29 protein-coding genes are annotated in these 23522 nt (G+C 70.9%); 6 read left to right on the forward strand and 23 right to left on the reverse strand.

Annotated elements, in window-relative coordinates:
• Positions 1 to 5 precede the first annotated feature (5 nt).
• The 4 genes from BM424_RS21350 to BM424_RS21365 all read right to left on the reverse strand — a co-directional run bounded on the left by BM424_RS21350 (position 6) and on the right by BM424_RS21365 (position 3870).
• Positions 6 to 191, reverse strand: coding sequence for a hypothetical protein (locus BM424_RS21350; RefSeq protein ID WP_093420954.1), 186 nt, complete (start codon positions 189 to 191; stop codon positions 6 to 8).
• Positions 192 to 367: 176 nt separating this feature from the next.
• Positions 368 to 1642, reverse strand: coding sequence for a deoxyguanosinetriphosphate triphosphohydrolase (locus BM424_RS21355; protein ID WP_093420956.1), 1275 nt, complete (start codon positions 1640 to 1642; stop codon positions 368 to 370).
• Between the two features lie 100 nt (positions 1643 to 1742).
• Positions 1743 to 2396 (reverse strand): YdcF family protein, encoded by a 654-nt coding sequence (locus BM424_RS21360; RefSeq protein ID WP_245776025.1) that lies wholly within the window; start codon positions 2394 to 2396, stop codon positions 1743 to 1745.
• An 88-nt stretch (positions 2397 to 2484) separates the two neighbouring features.
• Positions 2485 to 3870 carry a glycine--tRNA ligase gene (locus BM424_RS21365; RefSeq protein ID WP_093421350.1) on the reverse strand — a complete coding sequence of 462 codons (1386 nt, stop codon included), beginning with the start codon at positions 3868 to 3870 and terminating at the stop codon, positions 2485 to 2487.
• 181 nt (positions 3871 to 4051) lie between these two features.
• Here BM424_RS21365 and BM424_RS21370 point away from each other — a divergent pair, with 181 nt between their 5' ends.
• Positions 4052 to 4504: an ArsR/SmtB family transcription factor gene (locus tag BM424_RS21370; protein ID WP_093420959.1), complete on the forward strand. Its 453-nt coding sequence runs from the start codon at positions 4052 to 4054 to the stop codon at positions 4502 to 4504.
• Complete coding sequence (locus tag BM424_RS21375; protein WP_093420962.1) at positions 4501 to 4914, forward strand: Fur family transcriptional regulator; 414 nt, start codon at positions 4501 to 4503, stop codon at positions 4912 to 4914. The genes BM424_RS21370 and BM424_RS21375 overlap by 4 nt, the downstream gene beginning before the upstream one ends.
• A gap of 13 nt (positions 4915 to 4927) precedes the next feature.
• On the opposite strand, the gene BM424_RS21380 is transcribed toward BM424_RS21375, so the two are convergent.
• The 19 genes from BM424_RS21380 to hemW all read right to left on the reverse strand — a co-directional run bounded on the left by BM424_RS21380 (position 4928) and on the right by hemW (position 20637).
• The gene (locus BM424_RS21380; RefSeq protein WP_093420964.1) at positions 4928 to 5629 is read right to left on the reverse strand and encodes a TIGR03943 family putative permease subunit; all 702 of its coding nucleotides are present in this window, start codon (positions 5627 to 5629) and stop codon (positions 4928 to 4930) included.
• Entirely contained in the window at positions 5629 to 6660 is a 1032-nt protein-coding gene (locus BM424_RS21385) for a permease (protein WP_425442042.1), read from the reverse strand. The genes BM424_RS21380 and BM424_RS21385 overlap by 1 nt, the downstream gene beginning before the upstream one ends.
• Positions 6661 to 6859: 199 nt before the next feature.
• Positions 6860 to 7285 carry a hypothetical protein gene (locus BM424_RS21390; RefSeq protein WP_093420967.1) on the reverse strand — a complete coding sequence of 142 codons (426 nt, stop codon included), beginning with the start codon at positions 7283 to 7285 and terminating at the stop codon, positions 6860 to 6862.
• Between the two features lie 3 nt (positions 7286 to 7288).
• On the reverse strand, positions 7289 to 8119 hold the full coding sequence (locus BM424_RS21395; protein ID WP_093420969.1) for an isoprenyl transferase: 831 nt from the start codon (positions 8117 to 8119) through the stop codon (positions 7289 to 7291).
• Between the two features lie 58 nt (positions 8120 to 8177).
• Positions 8178 to 8993 (reverse strand): DNA repair protein RecO, encoded by an 816-nt coding sequence (gene recO, locus BM424_RS21400; RefSeq protein WP_093420972.1) that lies wholly within the window; start codon positions 8991 to 8993, stop codon positions 8178 to 8180.
• Between the two features lie 44 nt (positions 8994 to 9037).
• Complete coding sequence (locus BM424_RS21405) at positions 9038 to 9418, reverse strand: DUF2752 domain-containing protein (protein ID WP_093420974.1); 381 nt, start codon at positions 9416 to 9418, stop codon at positions 9038 to 9040.
• 62 nt (positions 9419 to 9480) lie between these two features.
• On the reverse strand, positions 9481 to 10215 hold the full coding sequence (locus BM424_RS21410; RefSeq protein ID WP_093420977.1) for an RDD family protein: 735 nt from the start codon (positions 10213 to 10215) through the stop codon (positions 9481 to 9483).
• A 128-nt stretch (positions 10216 to 10343) separates the two neighbouring features.
• Positions 10344 to 11249 carry a GTPase Era gene (gene era, locus BM424_RS21415; RefSeq protein ID WP_093420979.1) on the reverse strand — a complete coding sequence of 302 codons (906 nt, stop codon included), beginning with the start codon at positions 11247 to 11249 and terminating at the stop codon, positions 10344 to 10346.
• A 174-nt stretch (positions 11250 to 11423) separates the two neighbouring features.
• Positions 11424 to 11789 (reverse strand): cytidine deaminase, encoded by a 366-nt coding sequence (locus BM424_RS21420; RefSeq protein ID WP_093420982.1) that lies wholly within the window; start codon positions 11787 to 11789, stop codon positions 11424 to 11426.
• Positions 11782 to 13104, reverse strand: a complete 1323-nt coding sequence (locus BM424_RS21425; protein ID WP_093420983.1) for a hemolysin family protein — start codon at positions 13102 to 13104, stop codon at positions 11782 to 11784. The genes BM424_RS21420 and BM424_RS21425 overlap by 8 nt, the downstream gene beginning before the upstream one ends.
• Before the next feature lie 10 nt (positions 13105 to 13114).
• Positions 13115 to 13675, reverse strand: a complete 561-nt coding sequence (ybeY, locus tag BM424_RS21430; protein ID WP_093420986.1) for an rRNA maturation RNase YbeY — start codon at positions 13673 to 13675, stop codon at positions 13115 to 13117.
• Complete coding sequence (locus BM424_RS21435; RefSeq protein WP_093421356.1) at positions 13672 to 14733, reverse strand: PhoH family protein; 1062 nt, start codon at positions 14731 to 14733, stop codon at positions 13672 to 13674. Before BM424_RS21435 ends, ybeY begins: the two co-directional genes overlap by 4 nt.
• Before the next feature lie 118 nt (positions 14734 to 14851).
• Positions 14852 to 15217 carry a histidine triad nucleotide-binding protein gene (locus BM424_RS21440; protein WP_093420988.1) on the reverse strand — a complete coding sequence of 122 codons (366 nt, stop codon included), beginning with the start codon at positions 15215 to 15217 and terminating at the stop codon, positions 14852 to 14854.
• Between the two features lie 415 nt (positions 15218 to 15632).
• The gene (locus BM424_RS21445) at positions 15633 to 16367 is read right to left on the reverse strand and encodes a 16S rRNA (uracil(1498)-N(3))-methyltransferase (protein ID WP_093420992.1); all 735 of its coding nucleotides are present in this window, start codon (positions 16365 to 16367) and stop codon (positions 15633 to 15635) included.
• A gap of 4 nt (positions 16368 to 16371) precedes the next feature.
• Positions 16372 to 17544: a molecular chaperone DnaJ gene (gene dnaJ / locus BM424_RS21450; protein WP_093420995.1), complete on the reverse strand. Its 1173-nt coding sequence runs from the start codon at positions 17542 to 17544 to the stop codon at positions 16372 to 16374.
• A gap of 62 nt (positions 17545 to 17606) precedes the next feature.
• The gene (gene hrcA, locus BM424_RS21455; RefSeq protein WP_093420998.1) at positions 17607 to 18629 is read right to left on the reverse strand and encodes a heat-inducible transcriptional repressor HrcA; all 1023 of its coding nucleotides are present in this window, start codon (positions 18627 to 18629) and stop codon (positions 17607 to 17609) included.
• Between the two features lie 164 nt (positions 18630 to 18793).
• Positions 18794 to 19183, reverse strand: a complete 390-nt coding sequence (locus BM424_RS21460) for a type II toxin-antitoxin system death-on-curing family toxin (protein ID WP_093421000.1) — start codon at positions 19181 to 19183, stop codon at positions 18794 to 18796.
• Positions 19184 to 19381: a ribbon-helix-helix protein, CopG family gene (locus BM424_RS21465; RefSeq protein ID WP_093421002.1), complete on the reverse strand. Its 198-nt coding sequence runs from the start codon at positions 19379 to 19381 to the stop codon at positions 19184 to 19186.
• A gap of 32 nt (positions 19382 to 19413) precedes the next feature.
• Positions 19414 to 20637 (reverse strand): radical SAM family heme chaperone HemW, encoded by a 1224-nt coding sequence (gene hemW / locus BM424_RS21470; protein WP_093421004.1) that lies wholly within the window; start codon positions 20635 to 20637, stop codon positions 19414 to 19416.
• Positions 20638 to 20703: 66 nt separating this feature from the next.
• Between hemW and BM424_RS29830 the strand changes: the two genes are divergently transcribed.
• The 4 genes from BM424_RS29830 (at position 20704) to BM424_RS21485 (ending at position 23500) form a co-directional block, all read left to right on the forward strand.
• The gene (locus tag BM424_RS29830; protein WP_342742642.1) at positions 20704 to 20796 is read left to right on the forward strand and encodes a putative leader peptide; all 93 of its coding nucleotides are present in this window, start codon (positions 20704 to 20706) and stop codon (positions 20794 to 20796) included.
• 123 nt (positions 20797 to 20919) lie between these two features.
• Positions 20920 to 22617, forward strand: coding sequence for a nitrite/sulfite reductase (locus BM424_RS21475; protein WP_093421007.1), 1698 nt, complete (start codon positions 20920 to 20922; stop codon positions 22615 to 22617).
• Positions 22614 to 22769, forward strand: coding sequence for an Insertion element protein (locus BM424_RS21480; protein ID WP_093421009.1), 156 nt, complete (start codon positions 22614 to 22616; stop codon positions 22767 to 22769). Before BM424_RS21475 ends, BM424_RS21480 begins: the two co-directional genes overlap by 4 nt.
• Positions 22769 to 23500 (forward strand): phosphoadenylyl-sulfate reductase, encoded by a 732-nt coding sequence (locus tag BM424_RS21485; protein WP_093421012.1) that lies wholly within the window; start codon positions 22769 to 22771, stop codon positions 23498 to 23500. Before BM424_RS21480 ends, BM424_RS21485 begins: the two co-directional genes overlap by 1 nt.
• Positions 23501 to 23522: the final 22 nt, after the last annotated feature.

Here is a 23522-nt window from a genome sequence, read left to right on the forward strand (position 1 = left end):
CCGCGTCAGCGGAGGGACTCCTCGATGTCGCTCAGGCCCATGAGGCGGAGTTCCTGGGCGATGTACTCGGCCGCCCGCTGGCCGGCGGGGTCCTGCCAGCGGAGGTCCTTGATCCAGTCGGCCAGGTTGTCGGCGTTGACGTACGGCTCGCCGCCCACGACGAGCTTCTGGATGTAGTGCCGGTTGCGCATTCGGGGTCTCCTCGCGGTCCGGCGTCGGGGGAACGCCGGGCCGCCGCCGCTCGGCTCGGGGTGCCGCGCGGTACGGGGATCAGGGCACAGAGCTGCCGACGGAACCGCCGGTCGCCACTCTGGGTAAGGATTGTCCCCGACGATTCGAGATCCATTCACCCCCATTCGGATTAACGTCACAGTGGTTTGGACACGTTGTGTACATGCTGTTCATGCCAGGTCACGGCCTGCGCATCCGTCAGCGACGCCACCTGGTCCAGAACCACCCGATACCGGGACGAATCGTCCGAAGCTCGCATCCAGGCATCCCGCAGCATCGGATCCAGTGACGCCGGGGCACCGGCGGCCAGCGCCTCGACGAGCTCGGCGAGCAGCTCCCGCTGCCGGGCCTGCTTGCGCTTGCGCGCGCCGTCGTGCAGCACGTAGCGCACCGCCATCGCCTTGAGCACCGTCACCTCGGCGACCGCCTTCTCCGGCAGCACCAGATCGGCGCGGTAGCGCGTCAGCCCCGGCCCGAACCGGGCCACCGTGCCCGACACCGCCGCGGCCACGAAACGACCGACGAGTTCGCTGGTCAGCCGCTTGAGCGCGACCTGCGCGGACAGCGTCCCGTCGTGATCGAGGACCGCGGCCACCACCGGCCAGCGCACCAGGTCCTCGGCCGCCGCCTCCAGCAGCGCGGTCTCCCCGCTGCGCAGGAAGCGCTCGTCGGCCAGCTTGGCGATCTGCGCGCGCTCCTGCGGATCGGTCAGCGCGCGCAGCGAGATCCGGCCGGAGATCACCGCGTCCTCGACGTCGTGCACCGAGTAGGCCACGTCGTCGGCCCAGTCCATGATCTGCGCCTCCAGGCAGCGGCGGCCTTCCGGCGCGCCCTCGCGCAGCCACTCGAAAACCTCCAGGTCGTCGCCGTAGACACCGAACTTCGCCTCCCCCAGGCGCTTCGGCCACGGGTACTTCGTCGCCGCGTCCAGGCAGGCGCGGGTGAGGTTCAGGCCGCGCCCGATCTCGCCGTCGTCGGTGACCTTCGGTTCGAGCCGGGTGAGGATCCGCAGCGTCTGGGCGTTGCCCTCGAAGCCGCCGCAGCCGGCCGCGAGCTCGTCGAGGGCCTTCTCCCCGTTGTGCCCGAACGGCGGGTGCCCGATGTCGTGGGCCAGGCCCGCCGTGTCGACCAGGTCGGCGTCGGCGCCCAGCGCGGTGGCGATGCCCCGGCCGATCTGCGCGACCTCCAGCGAGTGCGTCAACCGCGTGCGCGGCACGTCCCCCTCGTTCGGGCCCATGACCTGCGTCTTGCCCGCGAGCCGGCGCAGCGCCGCGGAGTGCAGCACCCGGGCCCGGTCGCGCGCGAAGGGCGTCCGGTCGTCCGGGTGCGCCGACGCGGCCTCCTTCGGCGCCTCGGGATGCCACCGCTGGAGGTCGTGCTCGCCGTACCCGGCCAGGTTCACGGAGCTCATCGCTCCGAGGCTAAAGCCCCCGGATGACAAAACCCGTCACAAACCCCGACGAACGGGAAACCTCCCGGCACCGCCGAGCGAAAGGACCGCAGAAATCGAACTATCCGAGGCCGTCGCCGTTGAGCTCGGCGGGTGCGTGGGTGAGGCGGTAGTAGAGCAGGGCGCCCGTCTCGCGGACGATGTACTTCATCTGGATCTCGCGGGTCTGCACCACCGGTCCGGAGCGGGCCGGGGACGCCCACGACTCCAGGCCCATGTCGGTGGCCATGGTCCGCGCGCGCAGCGAGTGCCACGGATCGCTGACGATCAGGGCGGTGTCCCAGCGGCGCTGCGCGGCCAGGTCGGTGACGGCCTGCATGCTGCCGAGGGTGTCGCTGCCGACGTCGACGTCGACGATCTTGTCGCGCGGGACGCCGTTCTCCACCAGCCAGGTCTTGCTCGCCTGCGCCTCGGTGTAGGTGTCGCCGGCCTTGCGGCCGCCGACGGTGACGATGTAGTCGGTCAGCCCGTCCTCGTAGAGGTCCAGGGCCTGCTTCAGCCGGGCTTCGAGGATGTCCGACGGCTTGCCGTGGTACTGCGCGGCACCCAGCACCACCACGATGTCCACCGGCTGCCGGTCGTCGGCGCGGGCGACCTGCCACACGCGGAGGGCGGTACCGCCGATCACCAGGACCACCACCAGCAGCGTGCCGATCAGGGCGCGCGAGACGATGCGTCCGGTGCGCGACCGGTGGGCGGGATGATGTGCGCTCACCCGGGCATCCTCGCAGATCCGCGTCCGGCCGCGACCGGGCCGGGCCCGTCCTGCGACGGGCCCGGCGATCCGGTGTTGCGCATCGTGATCAGCAGCCGATCAGGCGTGCGCCGAGGTACTCCTCCAGCTTGTCCACGGCCACCCGCTTTTGGCTCATCGTGTCCCGCTCGCGCACCGTGACGGCCTGGTCGGAGAGGGTGTCGAAGTCGATCGTGACGCAGAACGGCGTGCCGATCTCGTCCTGACGCCGGTAGCGGCGGCCGATGGCACCGGCGTCGTCGAAGTCGACGTTCCAGTTGCGGCGCAGCATCGCCGCCACGTCGCGGGCCTTCGGCGACAGGTCGGCGTTGCGCGACAGCGGCAGCACCGCAGCCTTGACCGGGGCGAGCCTGCGGTCCAGCTTGAGCACCACGCGCTTGTCCACGCCGCCCTTGGCGTTGGGGGCCTCGTCCTCGGTGTAGGCGTCGATCAGGAACGCCATCATCGGACGGCCCACGCCCGCCGCCGGCTCGATCACGTACGGGCGGTAGCGGGAGTTGCTGGCCTGGTCGAAGTAGGTCAGGTCCACGCCCGAGTGGTTGGAGTGCGTGGTCAGGTCGAAGTCGGTGCGGTTGGCGATGCCCTCCAGCTCGCCCCACTCCTGACCGCCGAAGCGGAACCGGTACTCGATGTCGACGGTCCGCTTCGAGTAGTGCGACAGCTTGTCCTGCGGGTGCTCGTACTCGCGCAGGTTGTCGGCCTTGATGCCCAAGCCCGTGTACCAGCTCATCCGCTGGTCGATCCAGTACTGGTGCCACTGCTCGTCCTCGCCGGGCTCGACGAAGAACTCCATCTCCATCTGCTCGAACTCGCGGGTCCGGAAGATGAAGTTGCCGGGCGTGATCTCGTTGCGGAAGCTCTTGCCGATCTGGCCGATACCGAACGGCGGCTTCTTGCGCGCGGTGGTCATCACGTTGGCGAAGTTGATGAAGATGCCCTGCGCGGTCTCGGGCCGCAGGTAGTGCAGGCCCTCCTCGGACTCCACCGGCCCCAGGAAGGTCTTGAGCATCATGTTGAACTCGCGCGGCTCGGTGTACTGGCCGCGGTTGCCGCAGTTCGGGCACGGGACGTCCGACAGGTCGTCCTCGGTGACCTCCTTGCCGGTGCGCTCCGAGTACTCCTCGGCGAGCTGGTCGGCGCGGAAGCGGCGGTGGCAGGAGGTGCACTCCACCAGCGGGTCGTTGAACGCGCCGACGTGGCCGGAGGCCTCCCAGACCGGGCGCGGCAGGATCACCGAGGAGTCCAGGCCGACGACGTCGTCGCGGCCCTGCACCATGTGCTTCCACCACTGGCGCTTGATGTTGTCCTTGAGCTCCACGCCCAACGGTCCGTAGTCCCAGGCCGACCGGGTACCGCCGTAGATCTCGCCGGACGGGAACACGAATCCGCGGCGTTTGCAGAGACTGACGATCGTGTCGATCTGGTCGGCGGGCACGTTCACTCCGGATGTGTCACTGGCAACTGGTCGAACCAGCCTCGAGAGCTGGAGTTTCCCAGCGTACCGATGCTGCGACCGCCGCATTCGAGCCGGGCCATGAGCGCTGCGGCACCGGCCGCTCGCAGCAGGTGATCGCACTGGCATCGACCGATCGGGGCGCTTCCCTACTACCCGTAGGATGGGGGCCGTGGAACCTCATGGCGTGGCCCCCGACCAGAGCGCGGCTCCGCGCCCGGACCGGCCGGAGGACCACGTCCACTCGCCGGACCGCGAGGTGCGACCGGTTCCGGTGCGCGACCAGCGGGTCCTGCACGACGCCGGCGAGCTGCTGCGCGCGCTGGCCGCCCCGGTGCGGATCGCGATCGTGCTGCAGCTGCGCACCTCGGAGCGGTGCGTGCACGAGCTGGTCGACGCGCTGGGAGTGGCGCAGCCGCTGATCAGCCAGCACCTGCGGGTGCTGAAGTCGGCGGGCGTGGTCTACGGCGAGCGGCACGGCCGGGAGGTCATGTACCGACTGGTCGACGAGCACCTGGCGCATATCGTGGTGGACGCGGCGGCCCACGCCGAGGAGATCTCCCGCGAACGCGCGGGCGAGGCGAGCAACGGCGGACAGGAGACGGAGACAGCGTGACCACCGGCCAGGGAGTCCCGGGACTGCGGGCCACCAAGCAACGCGCTGCGGTGTCGCAGCTGCTCGACCAGGTCAACGACTTCCGCTCGGCCCAGGAGCTGCACGAGGAGCTGCGGCGGCAGGGCGAGGGGATCGGTCTGACGACCGTCTACCGCACGCTGCAGACCCTCGCCGACGCCGGTGAGGTCGACGTGCTGCGCACGCCCTCGGGCGAGGCGGTCTACCGCCGCTGCTCCAGCCACCACCACCATCACCTGCTGTGCAGGCACTGCGGTCGCACCGTCGAGGTCGCCGACCCGCCGGTGGAGAACTGGGCCGAGCGCATCGGCTCCGAGCACGGCTTCTCCGACGTCAGCCACACCGTGGAGATCGTGGGAACCTGCCCGGAGTGCACCGCCAAGGGCCTCTGACGGAGTTCGGCGGCTAGTACTCGTAGCTGTCCGGTGGGGCCGGGATCCGCCTGATCGACACCGGGTCCACGGTCGGGACGTAGTCGTCGGCCTCGGTGGCCGTGCCCGGGCGGAGTCGTCCGGTGACCTCGATCCAGGTGTCGGCCGGGAACGCCTCGGCTCGCGGACTCGCCAGGTCGATCTTGACCGGGGTGGCGTCGGCCGCGCAGCAGCTGATCCGCATCCGGGCCAGCTGGGTGGTCTGCGGCGTGGGGTGCACGACGAAGCCCTGCAACCGGACGGTGCGCCGGCCGAGCTCACCTGTGCCGTCCCAGACCGCGCGGGTCAGGAACTCCGACATGCTCAGCATCGGCGCCTCCCCCGGTGGCAGCGGTGGGAAGCGCGCCTGGGCCGGTTCGGCCGGCGCGGCCGCCGCCCGGTCGCGGGTCACCGAGTCCGAGCCCAGGGCGGGCGGGGCGATCAGGAAGATCGCGAAGACCGGCAGCAGCAGCATCCACGGGCTGCGGGTGCCGTGCTCGTGCCCGGCCACGGCGTGCCCGGCGCGGACGTCGCGGGCGATGGCGACACCGGCGAGCGCGATCATCACCACCCCGGCGGCGATCAGCCACGGGTGCAGCGAGGGCTTGACGTAGCGCAGGTAGTCGCCGGTGAGCGCGATCTTCAGCAGCGCGCCGCCGAGCAGCACCAGCAGGATGTTCTGGGTCTCCCGCCGCATCAGGCACCTCCGAGCAGCGCGGCGCCCACCGCGCACGCGCATCCGATCGCGACCAGGAACGTCGCCGGGGCGAACCGCGCGGCGAAGCGGCGGCCGAAGGCCCCGGACTGCAGCGCGATCAGCTTGAGGTCGACGGCCGGTCCGACCACCAGGAACACCAGCTTCGGCAGCAGCGGCAGCCCCGGCATGGAGGCCACCACGAACGCGTCCGCCTCGCTGCACAGCGCCAGCACGACCGCCAGCACCGCCATGACCAGCACGCCGAGCAGCAGCTGCCCGCCCAGCGTCTCCAGCCACTCGGCGGGCACCAGCACGTTGAACACCGCCGAGGTCAGCCCGCCCAGGACCAGGAAACCGCCGGCCTCGACGAGGTCGTGCCGGGCGGACTCGGCGAACACCGACCACCGGCCGCCCTCGCCGTGGTGGGCCTCGGTGCGGCGCAGCGCGCGCTCGGCGAGCCACTCGGCCCGTCCCAGCCTCGCCCACAGCCAGCCCATCACGCAGGCGGTCAGCAGCGAGCCGAGGAAGCGCGCGGGCACCATCCACGGGTCGGCCGGGAAGGCCACCGCCGTGGACACCAGCACCACCGGGTTCACCGCGGGCGCGGCCAGCAGGAACGCCAGCGCCGCGGCGGGGGTGACGCCCTGCTGCATCAGCCGCCGCGCTACCGGCACCGACGCGCACTCGCAGCCGGGCAGCGCGACACCGGCCAGCCCGGCCACCGGCACCGCCGCTCCCCGGTTCGCGGGCAGGACGCGGCGCAGCACCCGGGGTGGCACGAACGCCGCGATGAGACCGCTGACCAGGACCCCGAGCACCAGGAACGGCATGGCCTGCACGCACACCGCGACGAACACGGTGGAGCCGGTCCGCAGCGCGGGGACGTCGAGCACCGCGGTCAGCTGCGGTTGGAAGATCACGGCCAGCACCAGCAGCCCGCACATCACCTCCAGCGAGGTGATGACGGGACGACGCGCTCGGCGCGGCCCGGGCGGCTCGGGCGTCCGCTGCGGATCGGCGATCTCGGTCACGCGGGCAATCGTGCCAGTGGCCCGGGCCGATCCGCGGGGCCGCGACCGCCGATGTGACGAAGCCCCAGGTCAGTCGCGCTCCCGACACACCGGCGAGTCACCCGTGGGAGTGCTGTGCGGACAGTTTTAGCCATAATTGTCCGGGCAAAACGGACTTCGATCATGGGTGATTATGGCTAAAACCGTCACCTGGTGAGGCTCAGACGGTGCCCTCGGACTCGGCGAGCAGTTCCGAGCGCAGCTGGGAGGCCGTGGCCACGACCAGCATCAGCAGCGTGCCCAGCGGCGACGGCTCCATGCCCTCGGCCGGGAACGCGTAGCGCAGGGTCACGTCCATCCCGCGCTCGGTGCGCACCACGCCCAGCGTGCCGAACAGGCCCTGGCCCGCGCGCTCGGCGACCGACTGGGCCAGCTCGTCCTCCGCGGGCAGGTCCCACGCGACCACGCAGGTCAGGCTCAGCACCGTCAGGCCCTCGGCCAGCTGCATCGCCTGAACCGCGCAGGGCACCTCGGAGTGCCGGAACGTCAGCGCGCCGTCGTCGTCGACGTGCACGTCGTGGTAGTTCTCCAGCGCTTCTTTGGCCGCGGTCATCAACCGCGCGGTGGTTGCGGCCTCTTGGGTCATCAACTAGCCCTCCTGGGCCGACGTGGCTGTCGCCGACCGATCGATTGCGCCGCCGAAGCGGCGGTCCCGGCGCGCGTACTGCTCGCACGCCTGCCAGAAGTGCGTGCGATCGACGTCGGGGAACAGCGTGTCCTGGAAGACCATCTCGGCGTAGGCCGACTGCCAGAGCAGGAAGTTCGACGTCCGCTGCTCCCCCGACGGGCGGATGAACAGGTCCACGTCCGGCATCTCCGGCTGGTAGGTGTACTTGGCGATCGTCCGCTCGTCCACCCGGTCCGGGTTGATCTTCCCGGCGGCCGCCAGTCGCGCGATCTCCCGCGCGGCGTCGCCGACCTCCGCGCGCCCACCGTAGTTCACGCACATGGTCAGGTTGAGCACTTCGTTGCCCGCGGTGCGCTCCTCGGCCGCCTGCAGCGTGTTGACGACGCTGCGCCACAGCTTCGGCTTGCGCCCCGCCCAGCGGACCCGCACGCCCATCTCGTCGAGCTCGTCGACGCGGCGCGCGATCACGTCCCGGTTGAAGCCCATCAGGAAGCGGACCTCTTCGGGGCTGCGCTTCCAGTTCTCGGTGGAGAACGCGTACAGCGACAGCCACTTCACGCCGAGCTCGATGGCACCCTTGGCCAGCTCCAGCACCACGGCCTCGCCGCGCTTGTGGCCCTCGATGCGCGGCAGGCCGCGCTCGTTGGCCCAGCGACCGTTGCCGTCCATGACGACCGCGACGTGGTTGGGCACGAACTCCGCCGGCAGCGCGGGCGGCTCGGCGCCCGAGGCGTGCGGCTCAGGGGCCCGGACCGTCGGGTCGTCCTTGCCTCGCCCGCGGCGTCGCAACATATCCAGGTTCTCCTTCGGCGTGCTCGACGTGCCCGCCCATTGTCCCCGTCGAGCGAATTCACCCGTTCAGCGGCCGTCCGGTCTCGGCTTCGGCCGCTCCGACCAGCGCCGCTTCCGCGGCCCGCTCGCGGATCAGCTCCGGCACCGTCCGCTCCACCAACGGCAACGACCGCAACTGCCGCTCCATGTACCACTGCAGGTGCGCGGCGATGAGACCGCTGGCCTCCCGGCGGACCGGGTTCGCGGCGGCCTCGGCGGCGTCCCAGTCACCGTGCAGCAACGCCTCCATCAGCGGCAACGTCGACGACGACGGCCGGACCGACCCGGCGGGACGGCAGGTCGCGCACACCGCGCCACCGGCCTGGACGTTGAACGCGGCGTGCGGCCCGGCCTGGCCGCAGCGGGCGCACTCGGTCAGCGCGGGCGCCCACCCGGCGAAGGACATGGCGCGCAGCAGGAACGCGTCGAGCACCTGGGAGGAGTCGCGGTCCCGGCCGGACAGGGCGCGCAGCGCGCCGACGGCCAGCAGGTACAGGCGCAGCACCGGCTCGCCCTCCTCGGCGGCCAGCCGGTCGACCGTCTCCAGCACCGCGCAGGCGGCGGTGTAGCGCTGGTAGTCCTCGACGATCTGCACGCCGAAGGCGTCGACGGTCTGCACCTGGGTGATGACGTCGAGCGTGCGGCCGGTGTAGAGCTGCACGTCGACGTGGCAGAACGGCTCGACCCGCGCACCGAAGCGCGAGGTCGTGCGGCGCACGCCCTTCGCGACGCCGCGCACCTTGCCGTAGCGGCGGGTCAGCAGCGTGATGATCCGGTCCGCCTCACCCAGCTTCTGCACCCGCAGCACGACCGCGGTATCCCGGTAGAGGCTCACCGGTCCATTTTCGCACTTCGGCGTGACGGGCCGGTGCTACATCCCTAGACGCGCAGCGCGGGGACGGCGTTGCGGAGCACGACCCAGCCGATGGTGACGGCCAGCAGGACCTGCGGCGTCCAGCGCCACCGCGTCCAGGTCGGCAGCGCGGCTCCGAACCGGCCGGCGACCCACACGATCCACGCCCAGGCCAGCAGCGGCAGCAGCAGGACGGCCAGGGCGTTGTAGTGCCACGCGGCGGGCAGGTCGGCGTGCAGCAGGCTGAACAGCATCCGCGTGCCGCCGCAGCCCGGGCAGTCGAGGCCGGTCAGGAGCTTGATCGGGCACGGCGGCAGCGGGAGACCGCCGTCCGAGGCCGGGTCGGCGGCGAGCACCAGCCCGGCGCCCGCGCAGCCGACGAGCACCGTCGCGGCAGGCAGCCGCATCCGGTGGAGAAGCGACGATGCCGTCGCGGGACGTCCCGCGACGGCATCGATCCGGGTCGAGCTCACCACTGCTGCGGCGGCTGTCCGTAGCCCTGCTGCGGCGGCTGGAAGGCGCTCGGCGCCTGCGGAGCCTGCGGCACGTCGGGGGCCGCGACCACGACGGTCTTCATGATCTTGTCCGCCCAGGTCTGCTTCTTCTCGTCCCACAGCGGCGACAGCCAGCCGATGGGCAGACCGCAGATCGCCGAGTCCACGACGTGGCAGATCTGGCGGAGGAACGCGTTGCCGAAGCCGATCGGCTGCCCGGTGGCCTCCGACACCGTCTTGATCTTGGCGACCTTCTGGCCGATCGTCTGACCGGTGGTGCCGCGCCGATAGCAGGTGTTCCAGATCGTGAACACCAGCAGCGCGAGGTAGAAGAGCCCCATCACGATGCCGAACACGATCAAGGTGGTCATCGCGGCGTCCTCATCGCCGCCGGTGCTGGCCAGAACACCACCCATCACCGCACCGGAGATCATGTACAGGATGAAGAACACCACCAGCGGAGCGCCGCCGTCGATCAGGTAGCCCAGCACGCGCGTGCCCCACTCGGCCAGCTGACCGGCCGGGTGCGCGCCCGGAGCCCCGTAGGGCGCCGGCGGGTACTGGCCCGGGTAACCCTGCTGCGGCGGGTACGGCTGCTGGGGCTGCGGCCCCGACGGAGGGCCGAAGGGCTGCTGCGGCTGCGGGCCCGAAGGCGGGCCGCCGTAGGGCTGCTGCGGACCGGACGGCGGGCCGCCGTAGGGGTAGTTCACGACAGGATTCCTTTTGTCACAGGGTTTTCGCCACGAATCGGAAAGGCCCGCTGCGAGGCCGTTCGGAAACGTAGCTCAGACGCACACCGCGCGGAGGCGGTTCCGCGAAACCTGCGGGGGAAAAGTGATCAGAACCCCAGCTTGCGCAGCTGCCGCGGGTCCCGCTGCCAGTCCTTGGCGATCTTGACGTGCAGGTCCAGGTAGATCTTGCTGCCCAGCAGCGCCTGGATCTGCCTGCGCGCCTGCGAACCCACCGTGCGCAGGCGTTCCCCGCCCCGGCCGATCACGATGGCCTTCTGGCTGGAGCGCTCCACGTAGATCAGCGCGTGCACGTCGATGAGGTCGTCGCGGCCCTCGCGCGTGGTCATCTCCTCGACGGTGACCGCCAGCGAGTGCGGCAGCTCGTCGCGCACGCCCTCCAGCGCCGCCTCGCGGATCAGCTCGGCGATCAGCGTCGACTCCGGCTCGTCGGTCAGCTCGCCGTCCGGGTAGAGCTGCGGGCCCTCGGGCAGCTGCGAGACCAGCACGTCGGAGAGCTCGTCGACCTGGAAGGAGTCCTTGGCCGAGACCGGGATGAGCTCGGCGAAGTCCATCACCTCCTGCAGCGCCAGCAGCTGCTCGGCGACCTGCTGCTTGGGCACCAGGTCGGTCTTGGTGACGATGCCGACCACCGGCGTGCGGCGGGCGACCTTCTTGAGCTGCTCGGCGATGAACCGGTCGCCGGGGCCGACCTTCTCGTCGGCGGGCACGCAGAAACCGACGACGTCGACCTCCGACCAGGTCTCGTAGACCAGGTCGTTGAGCCTGCGGCCGAGCAGCGTGCGCGGCCGGTGCAGACCGGGGGTGTCGACGATGATCAGCTGGGCGTCCGGGCGGTGCACGATGCCGCGGATCGCGTGCCGGGTGGTCTGGGGCTTGCTGGAGGTGATCGCCACCTTCGTTCCGACCAGGCGATTCGTCAGCGTCGACTTGCCGGCGTTGGGCCGGCCCACGAAGCAGGCGAATCCGGAACGGTGGGCATCTTCAGAGGTCACCGCCCCATTGTGACGCCCCCGGCTCCTCCCCTGCTCACCACCCGCTCCTCCACCCCACCCCGGTCAAAAACCGCGGTTTTCGTCGGGTCGAATACCGCAGTTTTTGACCGGTCGAATCCTGCGGTATTTGACCCGACAAAACCTGCGGTATTCGACCCGCGGGTGGGAGTCGGGTCAGTCCGAGATGATGCCTTGGGCTTCGCCTCGGGCGTTGGCGCGGATGACCGGGATGTTCTTGGTGAGGTCGTGGGCGGCGGCGATGGAGGCGTGGTCCAGGGCGTCCGCGTCGGTGACGACGGCGGCGGCCTCCAGACCCTCGGCGCCGCTGGAGACCGCGGCGGCGACCGCGGCCTGCAGGGCCGTGATCTGCAACGACGGCAGGGCGACCGTGGTGGCCGCGTAGGTGCGGCCGTCGGTGTCGCGGACCGCCGCGCCCTCGGCGGCGCCGTTGCGGGCGCGGGAGGAACGCGCGAGCGTGACGATCTTGGCGTCCTCCGGGTCGAGCTCCTGCGGTGCCGCCTTCTCGACGTGCTCAGCCACGGCTGTTGCTTCCCTCCTGCTCGGCACCGCGCAACGGTGCTTGATCGTTGTTCACCCGGCGGACCAGCAGCGCGTTGATGCGGATCCGTCCCCGGTGGTCCTTGCCGCCCTCGGCGCGCAGCCGCAGCCCGGCGATCTCGGCCTCGGCGCCCGGCAGCGGAACCCGGCCGAGCCGCTGCGCCAGCAACCCGCCCACGGTCTCCACGTCGGAGTCGTCGAGCTCGACGTCGAACAGCTCCCCCAGGGCCTCGACCGGCAGCCGGGAGCTGACCCGCACGGTCCCGTCCTCCAGGTGCTCGACCGGGCGGTGCTCCTCGCGGTCGGACTCGTCGGTGATCTCCCCGACGATCTCCTCCACGATGTCCTCGATGGTCAGCAGCCCGGCCGTCCCGCCGTACTCGTCGACCGCGATGGCCAGGTGCGCCCGCGAGATCTGCATCTCGCGCAGCAGCTCGTCGAGCCGCTTGGTGTCGGGCACGAAGCTCGCCGGGCGCATCAGGTCGGACACGGCGGGCCCGGCGGCGTCGGTGGTCTCCAGCACCAGCCGGGTGAGGTCCTTGAGCGTGACCAGGCCGACGATGTCGTCGACGCTGTCGCCGATCACCGGGATCCGGGAGAAGCCCGACCGCAGGCACAGCGCCAGCGCCTGCTTGGCCGACTTGGTCTGCTCGATCCAGATGATCTCGGTGCGCGGCACCATCACCTCGCGCGCGAGGGTGTCGCCGAGCTCGAAGACCGAGTGGATCATCTCCCGCTCGCCGGCGGCGACCACGCCGCGCTCACCGGCCAGGTCGACCAGCTCGCGCAGCTCGACCTCGGTGGAGAACGGGCCTTCGCGGAAGCCCTTGCCGGGCGTGATCATGTTGCCGATCAGGATCAGCAGCCGGGTCAGCGGGTTGAGCACCCGGGCCAGCACCCGCACCGGCGCGGCGATCTTCAGCCCGATGCCGTAGGGGTGCTGCCTGCCGAGCGTGCGCGGACCGACGCCGACCAGCACGTACGAGGCGACCAGCATGATCAGCACGGCGATGACCAGCGCCCACGTCTCCGACTCGGCGACGCGCAGCGCGACCACCGTGACCAGCACGGTCGCGCCCATCTCGCAGCCGAGCCGGAGCAGGAGCAGCAGGTTGACGTGCCGCGGCCGGTCGCCGAGGAGCGCGACGAGCTGCTTGGCGCCGGTGCGGCCCTGGCGGGCCAGGTCTTCGGCGCGTGCCTGCGAGGCCACGGTGATGGCCGCCTCGGAGGCGGCGAACACCCCGGCCGCCAGCACCAGCAGCACCGCGAGCACCAGGAACGCGGTGGAACCGGCCAACGCCACTCCCCTAGTTCGCCGGGGCCGGGCCGGAGCCCGGCTCGTCGTCCAGACCGACCGCGCCCAGGACCTTGTCGTCCATGCTGCGCTGCGTCTTCGCCCGCTCGGCTTCGTCCCGCGCCTCGCGGTACTCGGCCAGGATGCGGTTCTGCAGGCCGAACATCTCGCGCTCCTCCTCCGGCTCGGCGTGGTCGTAGCCGAGCAGGTGCAGGACGCCGTGCACGGTCAGCAGGTGCAGCTCGTCGAGCGTGCTGTGACCGGCCTTCTTCGCCTGGTCCCGGGCGAACGCCGGGCACAGCACGATGTCGCCGAGCAGCGCGGGACCGGAGCCGGCGGAGTCGGGGCGGCGGGCCGAGTCGTACTCGTCCATCGGGAACGACATCACGTCGGTGGGACCGGGCAGGTCCATCCACCGCTCGTGCAGGTCGGCCATCACGTCGAGGTCCACCAGCACGATGGACAGCTCGGCGAGCTGGCTGACGCTCATCTTGTCGAGGGCGAAGCGGGCCACCGAGACGATCGTCTCCTCGGGTACCGCGACGCCGGATTCGTTGGCGATCTCGATGGTCATGCTCGTCCTCGTCGCTGGCCGTTGCGTCGTCCGTCGTGCTGGTCGTCGTCGTGGAGCGCGTGCCAGCGGTCGTAGGCGTTGACGATGTCGGTCACCAGGCGGTGCCGCACCACGTCGTGGCTGTCGAGCTGGGAGAAGTGCACGTCCTCGACGTCCCCGAGGATCTCCTGCACCATCTTCAGCCCGCTGCGCTGGCCGCCCGGCAGGTCGATCTGCGTGACGTCGCCGGTGACCACGATCTTCGACCCGAAGCCCAGCCGGGTCAGGAACATCTTCATCTGCTCGGGCGTGGTGTTCTGCGCCTCGTCGAGGATGATGAAGGAATCGTTCAGGGTCCGGCCGCGCATGTAGGCCAGGGGCGCGATCTCGATCGTGCCCGCCTGGGTCAGCCGCGGCACCGACTCCGGGTCGACCATGTCGTGCAGCGCGTCGTAGAGCGGCCGCAGGTACGGGTCGATCTTCTCGTGGAGGGTGCCGGGCAGGAAGCCCAGCCGCTCACCGGCTTCGACGGCCGGGCGGGTCAGGATGATCCGGTTGACCTGCTTGGCCTGCAGCGCCTGCACGGCCTTGGCCATCGCCAGGTAGGTCTTGCCGGTGCCCGCCGGGCCGATGCCGAACACCACGGTGTGGTGGTCGATGGCGTCGACGTAGCGCTTCTGGTTGAGCGTCTTGGGGCGGATGGTGCGCCCGCGCCGCGACACGATGTCCAGGCTGAGCACGTCCGCGGGCGACTCCTGGTCGTCGGCGGCGAGCATCCCCACGCTGCGGCGGACGACGTCGGGCTTGAGCTGGCCGCCCTTGCCGATGAGGCTGATGAGCTCGGCGAACACCCGCTCGGCGAACGCGACCTCCGCAGGTTCCCCCGAGAGCGTCACCTCGTTGCCCCGGACATGGACGTCGGCGGCGAGCAGGTCCTCGATCACCCGCAGGTTCTCGTCCCGGCTCCCCACCAGCGTCAGCACGACGTCGTCGGGGACGTTCACCTTGGACTGAGCGGTTGCGGTCTGCGACTGCTCACCGGACTGGGCGGCGGCGCCACCCGCTGCGAAACCGGCCACGTAGTTCGGGCCTACCTTCTGCGCGTAGCGCGCGGGTCGTTCGGTCAGTTCTCCCTGGCCTCGATGGTAGTCCAAGGGAGCAACCGAGTTGCCGACCTGCTCCCCCGGAACGTCCCGGTCAGCCCTTGAGCGGACCGCCGGTCATGCCGCCGAGCCATTCACCGCCGAGCAGGTGCAGGTGCACGTGGAAGATGGTCTGGCCAGCGTCGGCGTTGGTGTTGAACAACAACCGATAACCGGACTCGTCGATTCCCTCGGCCTCGGCGATCTCGTGGGCGGTGCTGATCAGCTCGCCCAGCAGCGCCGGGTCGGCGGCCGCGAGCTCGGCGGCGTTGCGGTACCGCTTCTTGGGGATGACCAGCACGTGCGTCGGCGCCTGCGGGTTGATGTCGCGGATCGCGATGACCCGCTCGTTCTCCCGCACGATGTCGGCCGGGATCTCCCGCGCGATGATGCGCAGGAACAGCTCCGTCTCCTCGCTCATGCCCGCAGATTATCCGAAGTGGATGTTCGATTCCCCTGGGGAAGTTCTCATGAAAACGTCCCCACCCACCACACCTCGACATCCGGGTGTCCCGTGCGGGGGTCGGCGCAGTTTTCATGAAAACTTCCCTCCCCCTACGAGAGGTGACCTCTCGGGTACCACTCGAAATCCCTGGTCAGAGGCGTTTTGGTGGGTGGTGGGGGAAGTTTTCATGAAAACTTCGCGGACGCCGGGAACGGGAGGGTTGTGGGTGCTGCGCCGCAACCGGGGCTGGGGGGGAGGGGCTCCACTTGCGGCGCAGCGCTCGCCGGACCAAGGGGGGAGGAGTCCGGCGAGTGTCACCACCGAGCGTAACGCCGCATCAACCGATCGCGCTACGCATCGCACCGGCTTTGTGATCTTGGTGAGCTGAGCGTCAAGCCCAGCGGGTCGTCAGCGCCCCCAGAGCGCCGAGCGCCACCGCCCCGGCCGTGGACGCGCGCAGCACCGTGTGCCCCAGGCGGGTGACCTGGGCTCCCGCCTCGCTCAGCGCGGCGAGCTCGTCGTCGGTGATGCCGCCCTCGGGACCCACCACCAGCAGCAGCTCGCCGGACGCCGGCAGCTCGACGTCGGTGAGCTGCCGGGTCGCCGACTCGTGCAGCACCAGGGTCGCGTCGGCCTCGGCGACGAGCCGGGCCAGGTGCTTGGTGCCGACCGGCTCGGCGACCTCCGGCGTCCACGCCCGCCGGGCCTGCTTGGCGGCGGCCGCAGCAGTGCTGCGCCAGCGGGCCAGGGCCTTCGCGCCGCGCGGGCCGTCGTCCCACTTGGCGACGCAGCGGGCCGCGCGCCACGGCACGACCCCGTCGACGCCGGCCTCGGTGGCCAGTTCGACCGCGAGCTCGCCGCGATCGCCCTTGACCAGCGCCTGGACCACGCGCACCCGCAGCTCGGGCAGCGGCTCGTGCCAGGTCTGCGACACCGTCAGGCCCAGCGCGTCGCGCTCGGCGGACTCCACGACGCAGCGCGCCATGCCGCCCTGCGCGTCGGAGAGCAGCAGCTCCTCGCCGACGCGCAGGCGGCGCACGGTGGCCGCGTGCTTGCCCTCCGGGCCGTCCAGGGTGGCCGGGCCGACGGCGGGCAGCCGTTCCACGGTGAAGACCGGCAGCGACACGGGATCAGCGGTGCCCGAAGGAGCGGAACCGGGAGAACAGGCCCTGCCTGCCGTTGCCGTTGGCGGTCACGGTCGGCTCGGGCTGCTCCTCGCCGCGCAGCTTGGCCAGGTCGCGCAGCATCTCCACCTGGGTGTCGTCGAGGTTGGTCGGCACCACGACGTCGAGGTGGATGTGCAGGTCGCCGTGCCCGCTGACCTTGCCGTTGGAGCGCAGCTTCGGCAGACCGCGCCCGGTGATCACGTGCTCGGTGCCGGGCTGCGTGCCGGGCTCGACCACGACCTCCTCGCGCGAGCCGTCCAACGTCTCCAGCAGCAGCACCGTGCCCAGCGCGGCCGCCGTCATCGGCAGCTCGACGTTGCAGTGCAGGTCGGCGCCGTCGCGGGTGAACCGCTCGTGCGGCTGCTCCTCGACCTCGACGAACAGGTCGCCCGCCGGGCCGCCGCCCGGACCAACCTCGCCCTCGCCGGCGAGCCGGACGCGCATGCCGTCGCCGACACCGGCCGGGATCTTGACGGTGATGGTGCGCCGCGCGCGGACCCGGCCGTCGCCGGAGCACTGCTGGCAGGGGTCGGTGATGACCTCGCCGAAGCCGCGGCAGACCGGGCAGGGGCGGGAGGTCATGACCTGGCCCAGGAAGGACCGCTGCACCGACTGCACCTCGCCGCGACCACCGCAGGTGTCGCAGGTCGAGGGCGCGCTGCCGGCCTTCGAGCCGCCGCCGTCGCAGACGTCGCAGAGCACCGCGGTGTCCACGGTGATGTCGCGGTTCACGCCGCTGGCGCACTCCTCCAGCGTCAGCTCCAGGCGCAGCAGCGCGTCGGAGCCCGGCTGGACGCGGCTGCGCGGGCCGCGGCCTCCGCCGCCTCCCCCGCCGCCGAAGAAGGCGTCCATGATGTCGCCGAGGCCGCCGAAGCCGGCGAACGGGTCGCCGCCCATGCCGCCACCGGCGCCTCCGCCGTTGCCCAGCGGGTCCCCGCCGAGGTCGACGACCTGGCGCTTCTTCGGGTCGGAGAGCACCTCGTAGGCGGTGGTCACCTCCGCGAAGCGCTCCTGCGCCGCATCGTCCGGGTTGACGTCGGGGTGCAGTTCCCGGGCGAGCTTGCGGTACGCCCGCTTGATCTGCTCCGGTGTCGCGTCCTGGGGAACCCCGAGGGTCGCGTAGTAGTCCCTGGCCACCTTCTCCGTACTTCCTCTGCTGGATTCAAGTCGAGTGGACGCCGTTCACGGCCGGTGCCACCTCACCGGCCTTCCAGGATGTCACCCACGTACGCGGCCACGGCACGGACCGCCGCCATCGTTCCCGGGTAGTCCATGCGGGTCGGGCCGACGACGCCCAGGCCGCCCAGGACCATGCCGTCCGAACCGTATCCGGTGGAGATCACCGAGGTCGTCTGCATCTCCAGGGCCTCGTTCTCGGCCCCGATGCTGACCCGCACCGTACTGGAATCGCGGGCGGCGGCGAGCAGCTTCAGCACCACCACCTGCTCCTCCAGGGCTTCGAGCACCTGGCGCAGCGAGTTCGGGAAGTCGGCGACGTTGCGGGTGAGGTTCGGGGTGCCGCCCAGCACCATCCGCTCCTCCGGGTGTTCCACCAGCGACTCGATGAGCACGCTGCACACCCGGACCAGCGCGTCGCGCAGTTCGGGCGGGGCCTGGTCGGGCAGTTCGGCCACGGCGGCCGAGGCGTCGGCGAGCCGCTTCTCGGCCATCGCCGAGTTGAGCACGGTGCGCAGCCGGGCCACGTCGTCGTCGGTGATCACGTCGCCGAGGTCGACCATGCGCTGGTCGACGCGGCCGGTGTTGGTGATGAGCACCAGCATCAGCCGCGCCGGGGTGATGGTGACCACCTCGACGTGCCGGACGGTGGACCGGGTCAGGGTGGGGTACTGCACGACCGCGACCTGCTGGGTGAGCTGCGCGAGCAGCCGCACGCTGCGGCGCATCACGTCGTCGAGGTCGAGCGCGCCGTCCAGGAAGTTGCGGATGGCCCGGCGTTCGGGGCCGGTCAGCGGCTTGACCTCGTGCAGCCGGTCGACGAACAACCGGTAGCCCTTGTCGGTGGGGATGCGACCGGCGCTGGTGTGCGGCTGGACGATGAAGCCCTCTTCTTCCAGCGCGGCCATGTCGTTGCGCACCGTGGCGCTGGACACACCGAGGTTGTGGCGGTCGACCAACGCCTTGGAACCAACGGGTTCCTTGGACGACACGAAGTCGGCCACGATTGCCCGCAAGACCTCGAACCGGCGTTCATCGGCGTTCAACCCGCGCCACCTCCTCAACAGCCTGCCCAGCGGATTTCGCGAGCGGACGGAACCGCGCGAATCCGCGCACCCGGAGCTTGGCGCCCCGGGCACCCCCTTCGAGTTTACGGTGTTCGTCCTCCAGTTCCGAGAGCCGCAGCTCTCAGCTCAGGAGCGCCGATCGGCTACTGCGCCAGACGAGGAGTGGTCCAGGCGCGCAAGGTCACCGCGATGTCCGGAACATCGAGCTCGCCGGAAGCGATGGCCACGACGAACTTCTCGCCGTCGTCCACGGTGGGCGCGGTCAGGAGAACGCCGTTGATCCAGTAGAAACCGAACGTTCCCACCCAGCCGAGCCGCTCGTTGCCATCGACCAGCGCGTGATGCCGGACGAGCGAGTGCATCAACGCCGCGGCCTTGTCGTGCATCGACGGGTACGCGTCCTTGCCGAAGACGGTCGCCTGCGCACGCGCGAGAGCGCCCTGCAGCAGACCCCAATCCCGAACCTCGGGTTGATGCTCCAGGGCGCGAGTCGCGGCCAGGACCAGATCATCGAGCGAGGGGAACCTGGTCACCTACCGGCCCAACCGCTCGATGAGCTCGGCGTCGCGTCGCACCACGAAGTCGACGGCCTCCGCGAACGAAACCTCACGCCGAGCCGTGTACTCGCGAATCGCCTGCCGTGCGACGTCCTGCATCGACCGGTGCTCGTCCTCAGCCGCCTGACGCAGCGCCTCGGCTTCCTCGTCCGTCAACCGCAGTGTCATCGCCATGACCAGATGATACCGCGTGATACCGGACGATGTCAGCTCAGGAGGTCGGTGATGACGGCGTCGGCGAGGAGGCGGCCGCGGTCGGTGAGGACGCAGCGGCCTCCGGCGAGGGCCTCGGGTTGCAGCAGGCCGTCGGCGGCGGCGCGGTCGGCGGCGCGGCGGCCGTCGTCGTCGAGGGCGTCGACGGCCAGGCCGCCACGGACCCGGAGTTCGAGCATGACGCGCTCGATGCGCTGGTCCTCGGCGGTGAGCAGTTCGCGGGCCTGCGCCGGGGAGTTCCCCTCGGCGAGGGCGGCGGTGTAGCGGGCCGGGTGCTTGACGTTCCACCAGCGGACGCCGCCGACGTGGCTGTGCGCGCCGGGACCCGCGCCCCACCAGTCGCCGCCCTGCCAGTAGCCGAGGTTGTGCCGGCACTCGGCGTCGGTGTCGCGGGCCCAGTTGGAGACCTCGTACCAGTGCAGACCGGCCTCGGCGAGCTTGGCGTCGATGAGCTCGTAGCGGTCGGCGAGGACGTCCTCGTCGGGCATCGGCAGCTCGCCGCGGCGGACCTTGCGGGCCATCGCGGTGCCGTCCTCGACGATCAGCGAGTACGCGGAGACGTGGTCCACGCCCGCCTCCAGCACGGCGTCGAGGGAGGATTTCAGGTCCTGCTCGCGTTCCCCGGGTGTGCCGTAGATGAGGTCGAGGTTGACGTGCTCGAACCCGGCCGCGCGGGCCTCACGGGCGGCGGCCACGGCGCGCCCCGGCGTGTGGGTGCGCTCGAGGACCTTCAGGACGTGCTCGGCGGCCGATTGCATGCCGAGGGACACGCGCGTGAAACCGGAGTTTCGAATCCGTTCGAAGAACTCCGGGGAGGTGGACTCCGGGTTGGACTCGGTGGTGACCTCGGCCCCGGCCGCCAGGCCCAGTGTGTCGCGAATCGCATCGACGACCGCGCCCAGCCGCTCGGCCCCGAGCAGCGAGGGCGTTCCGCCGCCGACGAAGACCGTGTCGGCGGCGGGCGCGGGACCTGCGGAGAGGACCTTCGCGGCCAGTTCCAGCTCGGCCCGCAGACCGTCCAGCCAGCTGCCGAAGCTCGCCGAAGAGCCCAGCTCATCGGCGGTGTAGGTGTTGAAGTCGCAGTACCCGCAGCGGGTGGCGCAGAAGGGCACGTGGACGTAGACGCCGAAGGGGCGCGAACCCAGCCCGGTCAGGGCCGATCCGGGCAGGCTCCCGTCGGCCGGAGCGGGTTCTCCGGTGGGGGGTTGAGCAGGCACACCCCCACTGTCCCACCATGCGGATCGGGTTGGATCCGCCGGTTCTCGCGTGGCAGGCTGCGCGACGTGGGTGCGACTGTGCTGAAGCTTCTCCTGGTCGCCCGCCGGTACGTTGACCTGCGGCGGGTGGCCAGCGCGCTGTGCCTCGGCACGGCCTGATCCCCCGCCGTCTTTTTCATCTTGTTCAGTCGGCGCCGGGCCTCCGAGGAGTGAGAGCCGTCACGCCGACGGTGCTGCTGCCACGCGGGGGTTTCGCGCCTGAAAGTCCCGGAGGTCGCGGACATGGTTCCCCCGACGGAATCGCCTGCTCGTCCAGCCCGCAAGCGCAAGGGTCGCGGCGAGGGCCAGTGGGCGCTCGGTTACCGCGAACCGCTCAACGCCAACGAGCGCTCCAAGAAGGACGACAATCCGCTCAACGTGCGTCAGCGGATCGAGAACATCTACGCCCACCGGGGTTTCGACTCCATCGACCCGGGTGACCTGCGGGGCCGCTTCCGCTGGTGGGGCCTGTACACGCAGCGCGCGCCGGGCATCCCGGGTGCGCGGACCGGCACGATCGAGCCCGAGGAGCTCGACGACCGCTACTTCATGATGCGGGTGCGCATCGACGGCGGTGCGCTGACCACCGAGCAGCTGCGGGTGATCGGCGAGGTCTCGCAGACCTACGCGCGCGACACCGCCGACATCACCGACCGGCAGAACGTCCAGCTGCACTGGGTGCGGGTCGAGGACGTGCCGACGATCTGGCAGAAGCTGGAGAGCGTCGGCCTGTCGACCACCGAGGCGTGCGGCGACTGCCCACGCGTGGTGCTGGGTTCGCCGGTGGCCGGCATCGCCGCCGACGAGATCATCGACGGCACCCCGGCGATCGCCGAGATCACCGAGCGCTTCATCGGCGACAAGTCGCTGTCGAACCTGCCGCGCAAGTTCAAGAGCGCCATCTCCGGTTCGCCGCGCTGGGACACGGTTCCGGAGATCAACGACATCTCGCTGGTCGGCGTGGTGCACCCGGAGCACGGCCCGGGCTACGACCTGTGGGTCGGCGGCGGTCTGTCGACCAACCCGAAGCTGGCGGTGCGGCTGGGCGCCTGGGTCCCGCAGGAGGAGGTCGCCGACGTCTGGCACGGGGTCGTGCAGATCTTCCGCGACTACGGCTACCGCCGGCTGCGGCACCGCGCGCGCATCAAGTTCCTCATCGCCGACTGGGGCGCCGAGAAGTTCCGCCAGGTGCTGGAGGACGAGTACCTCGGCCGCAAGCTGATCGACGGCCCGGCGCCGGAGGCCCCCTCGGGCCACCGCGACCACCTGGGCGTGCACGAGCAGGTCGACGGCAACTACTACGTGGGCGTGAAGTCCGCGGCCGGCCGGGTCAGCGGTTCGACGCTGATGGAGGTCGCCAAGGCCGCCGAGCGGGTCGGCTCGAAGCGGGTGCGCACCACCGTCGAGCAGAACCTGCTGGTCCTCGACGTCGCGAAGTCCGATGTGGACAGCCTGACCGCGGACCTGGCGAAGCTGGGCCTGCACGCCGACCCGTCGCCGTGGCGGCGCGGCGTGATGGCCTGCACCGGCATCGAGTTCTGCAAGCTCGCGATCGTCGAGACCAAGCAGCGCGCCATCGACCTGGTCGCCGACCTGGAGCAGCGGCTCGCCGACGTGCAGGCCGGGGTCACCGACCCGGTGACGATCAACCTCAACGGCTGCCCGAACGCCTGCGCCCGCACCCAGGTCGCCGACATCGGCCTGAAGGGCCAGATGGTCCCGGACGGCGACGGCAACCAGGTCGAGGGCTTCCAGGTGCACCTGGGCGGCGGGCTGACCGTCGACGCCGGGTTCGGGCGCAAGATCCGCGGCCACAAGGTCACCTCCGCCGAGGTCGGCCCGTACGTGGAGCGGCTGGTCCGCAACTACCTGGACCAGCGCGAGGACGGCGAGCGGTTCGCCCAGTGGGTGGCGCGCGCCGAGGAAGACGACCTCAAGTGAGCGAGCGGGCGGTGCCGCAGTACTGCCCGTACTGCGGTGACGAGGACCTCACCCCGGAGGAAGAACCCGCCGGGGCCTGGAAGTGCCACGCTTGCCTGCGGGTGTTCACCGTCCGGATGGTCGGACTGGCGCTGGGAGGGAACGGAGACTGATGACCGCCGAAACCACCACCACGAACATCGGATCGCGGCGCAGCGACGAGGAGCTCAAGGCCCTGGTCGAGTCGGCCGCGCCGGAACTGGCCGAGGCGACCGCCGAGGAGGCCTTGCGCTGGGCCGCCGAGAACTTCGGCGTCGGCAGGCTGATCGTGGCCTCCAACATGCAGGACGCGGTGCTGGTCGACCTGGCCGCCAAGGCCATGCCCGGCGTGGAGATCCTGTTCCTGGAGACCGGCTACCACTTCGCCGAGACCATCGGCACGCGCGACGCGGTCGAGCAGGTCTACGACGTGAAGATGGTCAACGCGCTGCCGGAGCAGACCGTCGCCGAGCAGGACGCGTCCGAGGGCCCCCGGCTCTACGAGCGCGACGCGCAGCGCTGCTGCTTCCTGCGCAAGGTCGTGCCGCTGCGCAACACGCTGGCCCGCTACGAGGCCTGGGTGACCGGTGTGCGTCGGGTGGAGGCCCCGACGCGGGCCAACACCCCGGTGCTGACCTGGGACGACCGCAACGGGCTGGTGAAGGTCAACCCGCTGGCGGCCTGGTCCGACGAGGACATGCAGCGCTACATCGACGACAACGGCGTGCTGGTCAACCCGCTCGTCCCGGCGGGGTACCCGTCCATCGGGTGCCAGCCCTGCACCGCCAAGCCGCTGCCCGGCGCGGACCCGCGCAGCGGGCGCTGGGCGGGCAGCTCCAAGACCGAATGCGGTTTGCACGGCTGAGCTCTCAGCCGCACGAGAACGA

The organism is Saccharopolyspora flava (assembly GCF_900116135.1).
In the GTDB taxonomy this organism is placed as follows: Bacteria; Actinomycetota; Actinomycetes; order Mycobacteriales; family Pseudonocardiaceae; genus Saccharopolyspora; species Saccharopolyspora flava.

Bases quoted from the DNA above. Each gene is read 5' to 3' on its own strand.
- BM424_RS21350 (WP_093420954.1), bottom strand. From the start codon at position 191: ATGCGCAACCGGCACTACATCCAGAAGCTCGTCGTGGGCGGCGAGCCG.
- BM424_RS21355 (WP_093420956.1), bottom strand. From the start codon at position 1,642: ATGAGCTCCGTGAACCTGGCCGGGTACGGCGAGCACGACCTCCAGCGG.
- BM424_RS21370 (WP_093420959.1), top strand. From the start codon at position 4,052: ATGGGGGCCGTGGAACCTCATGGCGTGGCCCCCGACCAGAGCGCGGCT.
- BM424_RS21380 (WP_093420964.1), bottom strand. From the start codon at position 5,629: ATGCGGCGGGAGACCCAGAACATCCTGCTGGTGCTGCTCGGCGGCGCG.
- BM424_RS21390 (WP_093420967.1), bottom strand. From the start codon at position 7,285: ATGACCCAAGAGGCCGCAACCACCGCGCGGTTGATGACCGCGGCCAAA.
- BM424_RS21395 (WP_093420969.1), bottom strand. From the start codon at position 8,119: ATGTTGCGACGCCGCGGGCGAGGCAAGGACGACCCGACGGTCCGGGCC.
- BM424_RS21405 (WP_093420974.1), bottom strand. From the start codon at position 9,418: ATGCGGCTGCCTGCCGCGACGGTGCTCGTCGGCTGCGCGGGCGCCGGG.
- ybeY (WP_093420986.1), bottom strand. From the start codon at position 13,675: ATGACCATCGAGATCGCCAACGAATCCGGCGTCGCGGTACCCGAGGAG.
- BM424_RS21440 (WP_093420988.1), bottom strand. From the start codon at position 15,217: ATGAGCGAGGAGACGGAGCTGTTCCTGCGCATCATCGCGCGGGAGATC.
- BM424_RS21465 (WP_093421002.1), bottom strand. From the start codon at position 19,381: ATGGCGATGACACTGCGGTTGACGGACGAGGAAGCCGAGGCGCTGCGT.
- BM424_RS21475 (WP_093421007.1), top strand. From the start codon at position 20,920: ATGGTTCCCCCGACGGAATCGCCTGCTCGTCCAGCCCGCAAGCGCAAG.
- BM424_RS21485 (WP_093421012.1), top strand. From the start codon at position 22,769: ATGACCGCCGAAACCACCACCACGAACATCGGATCGCGGCGCAGCGAC.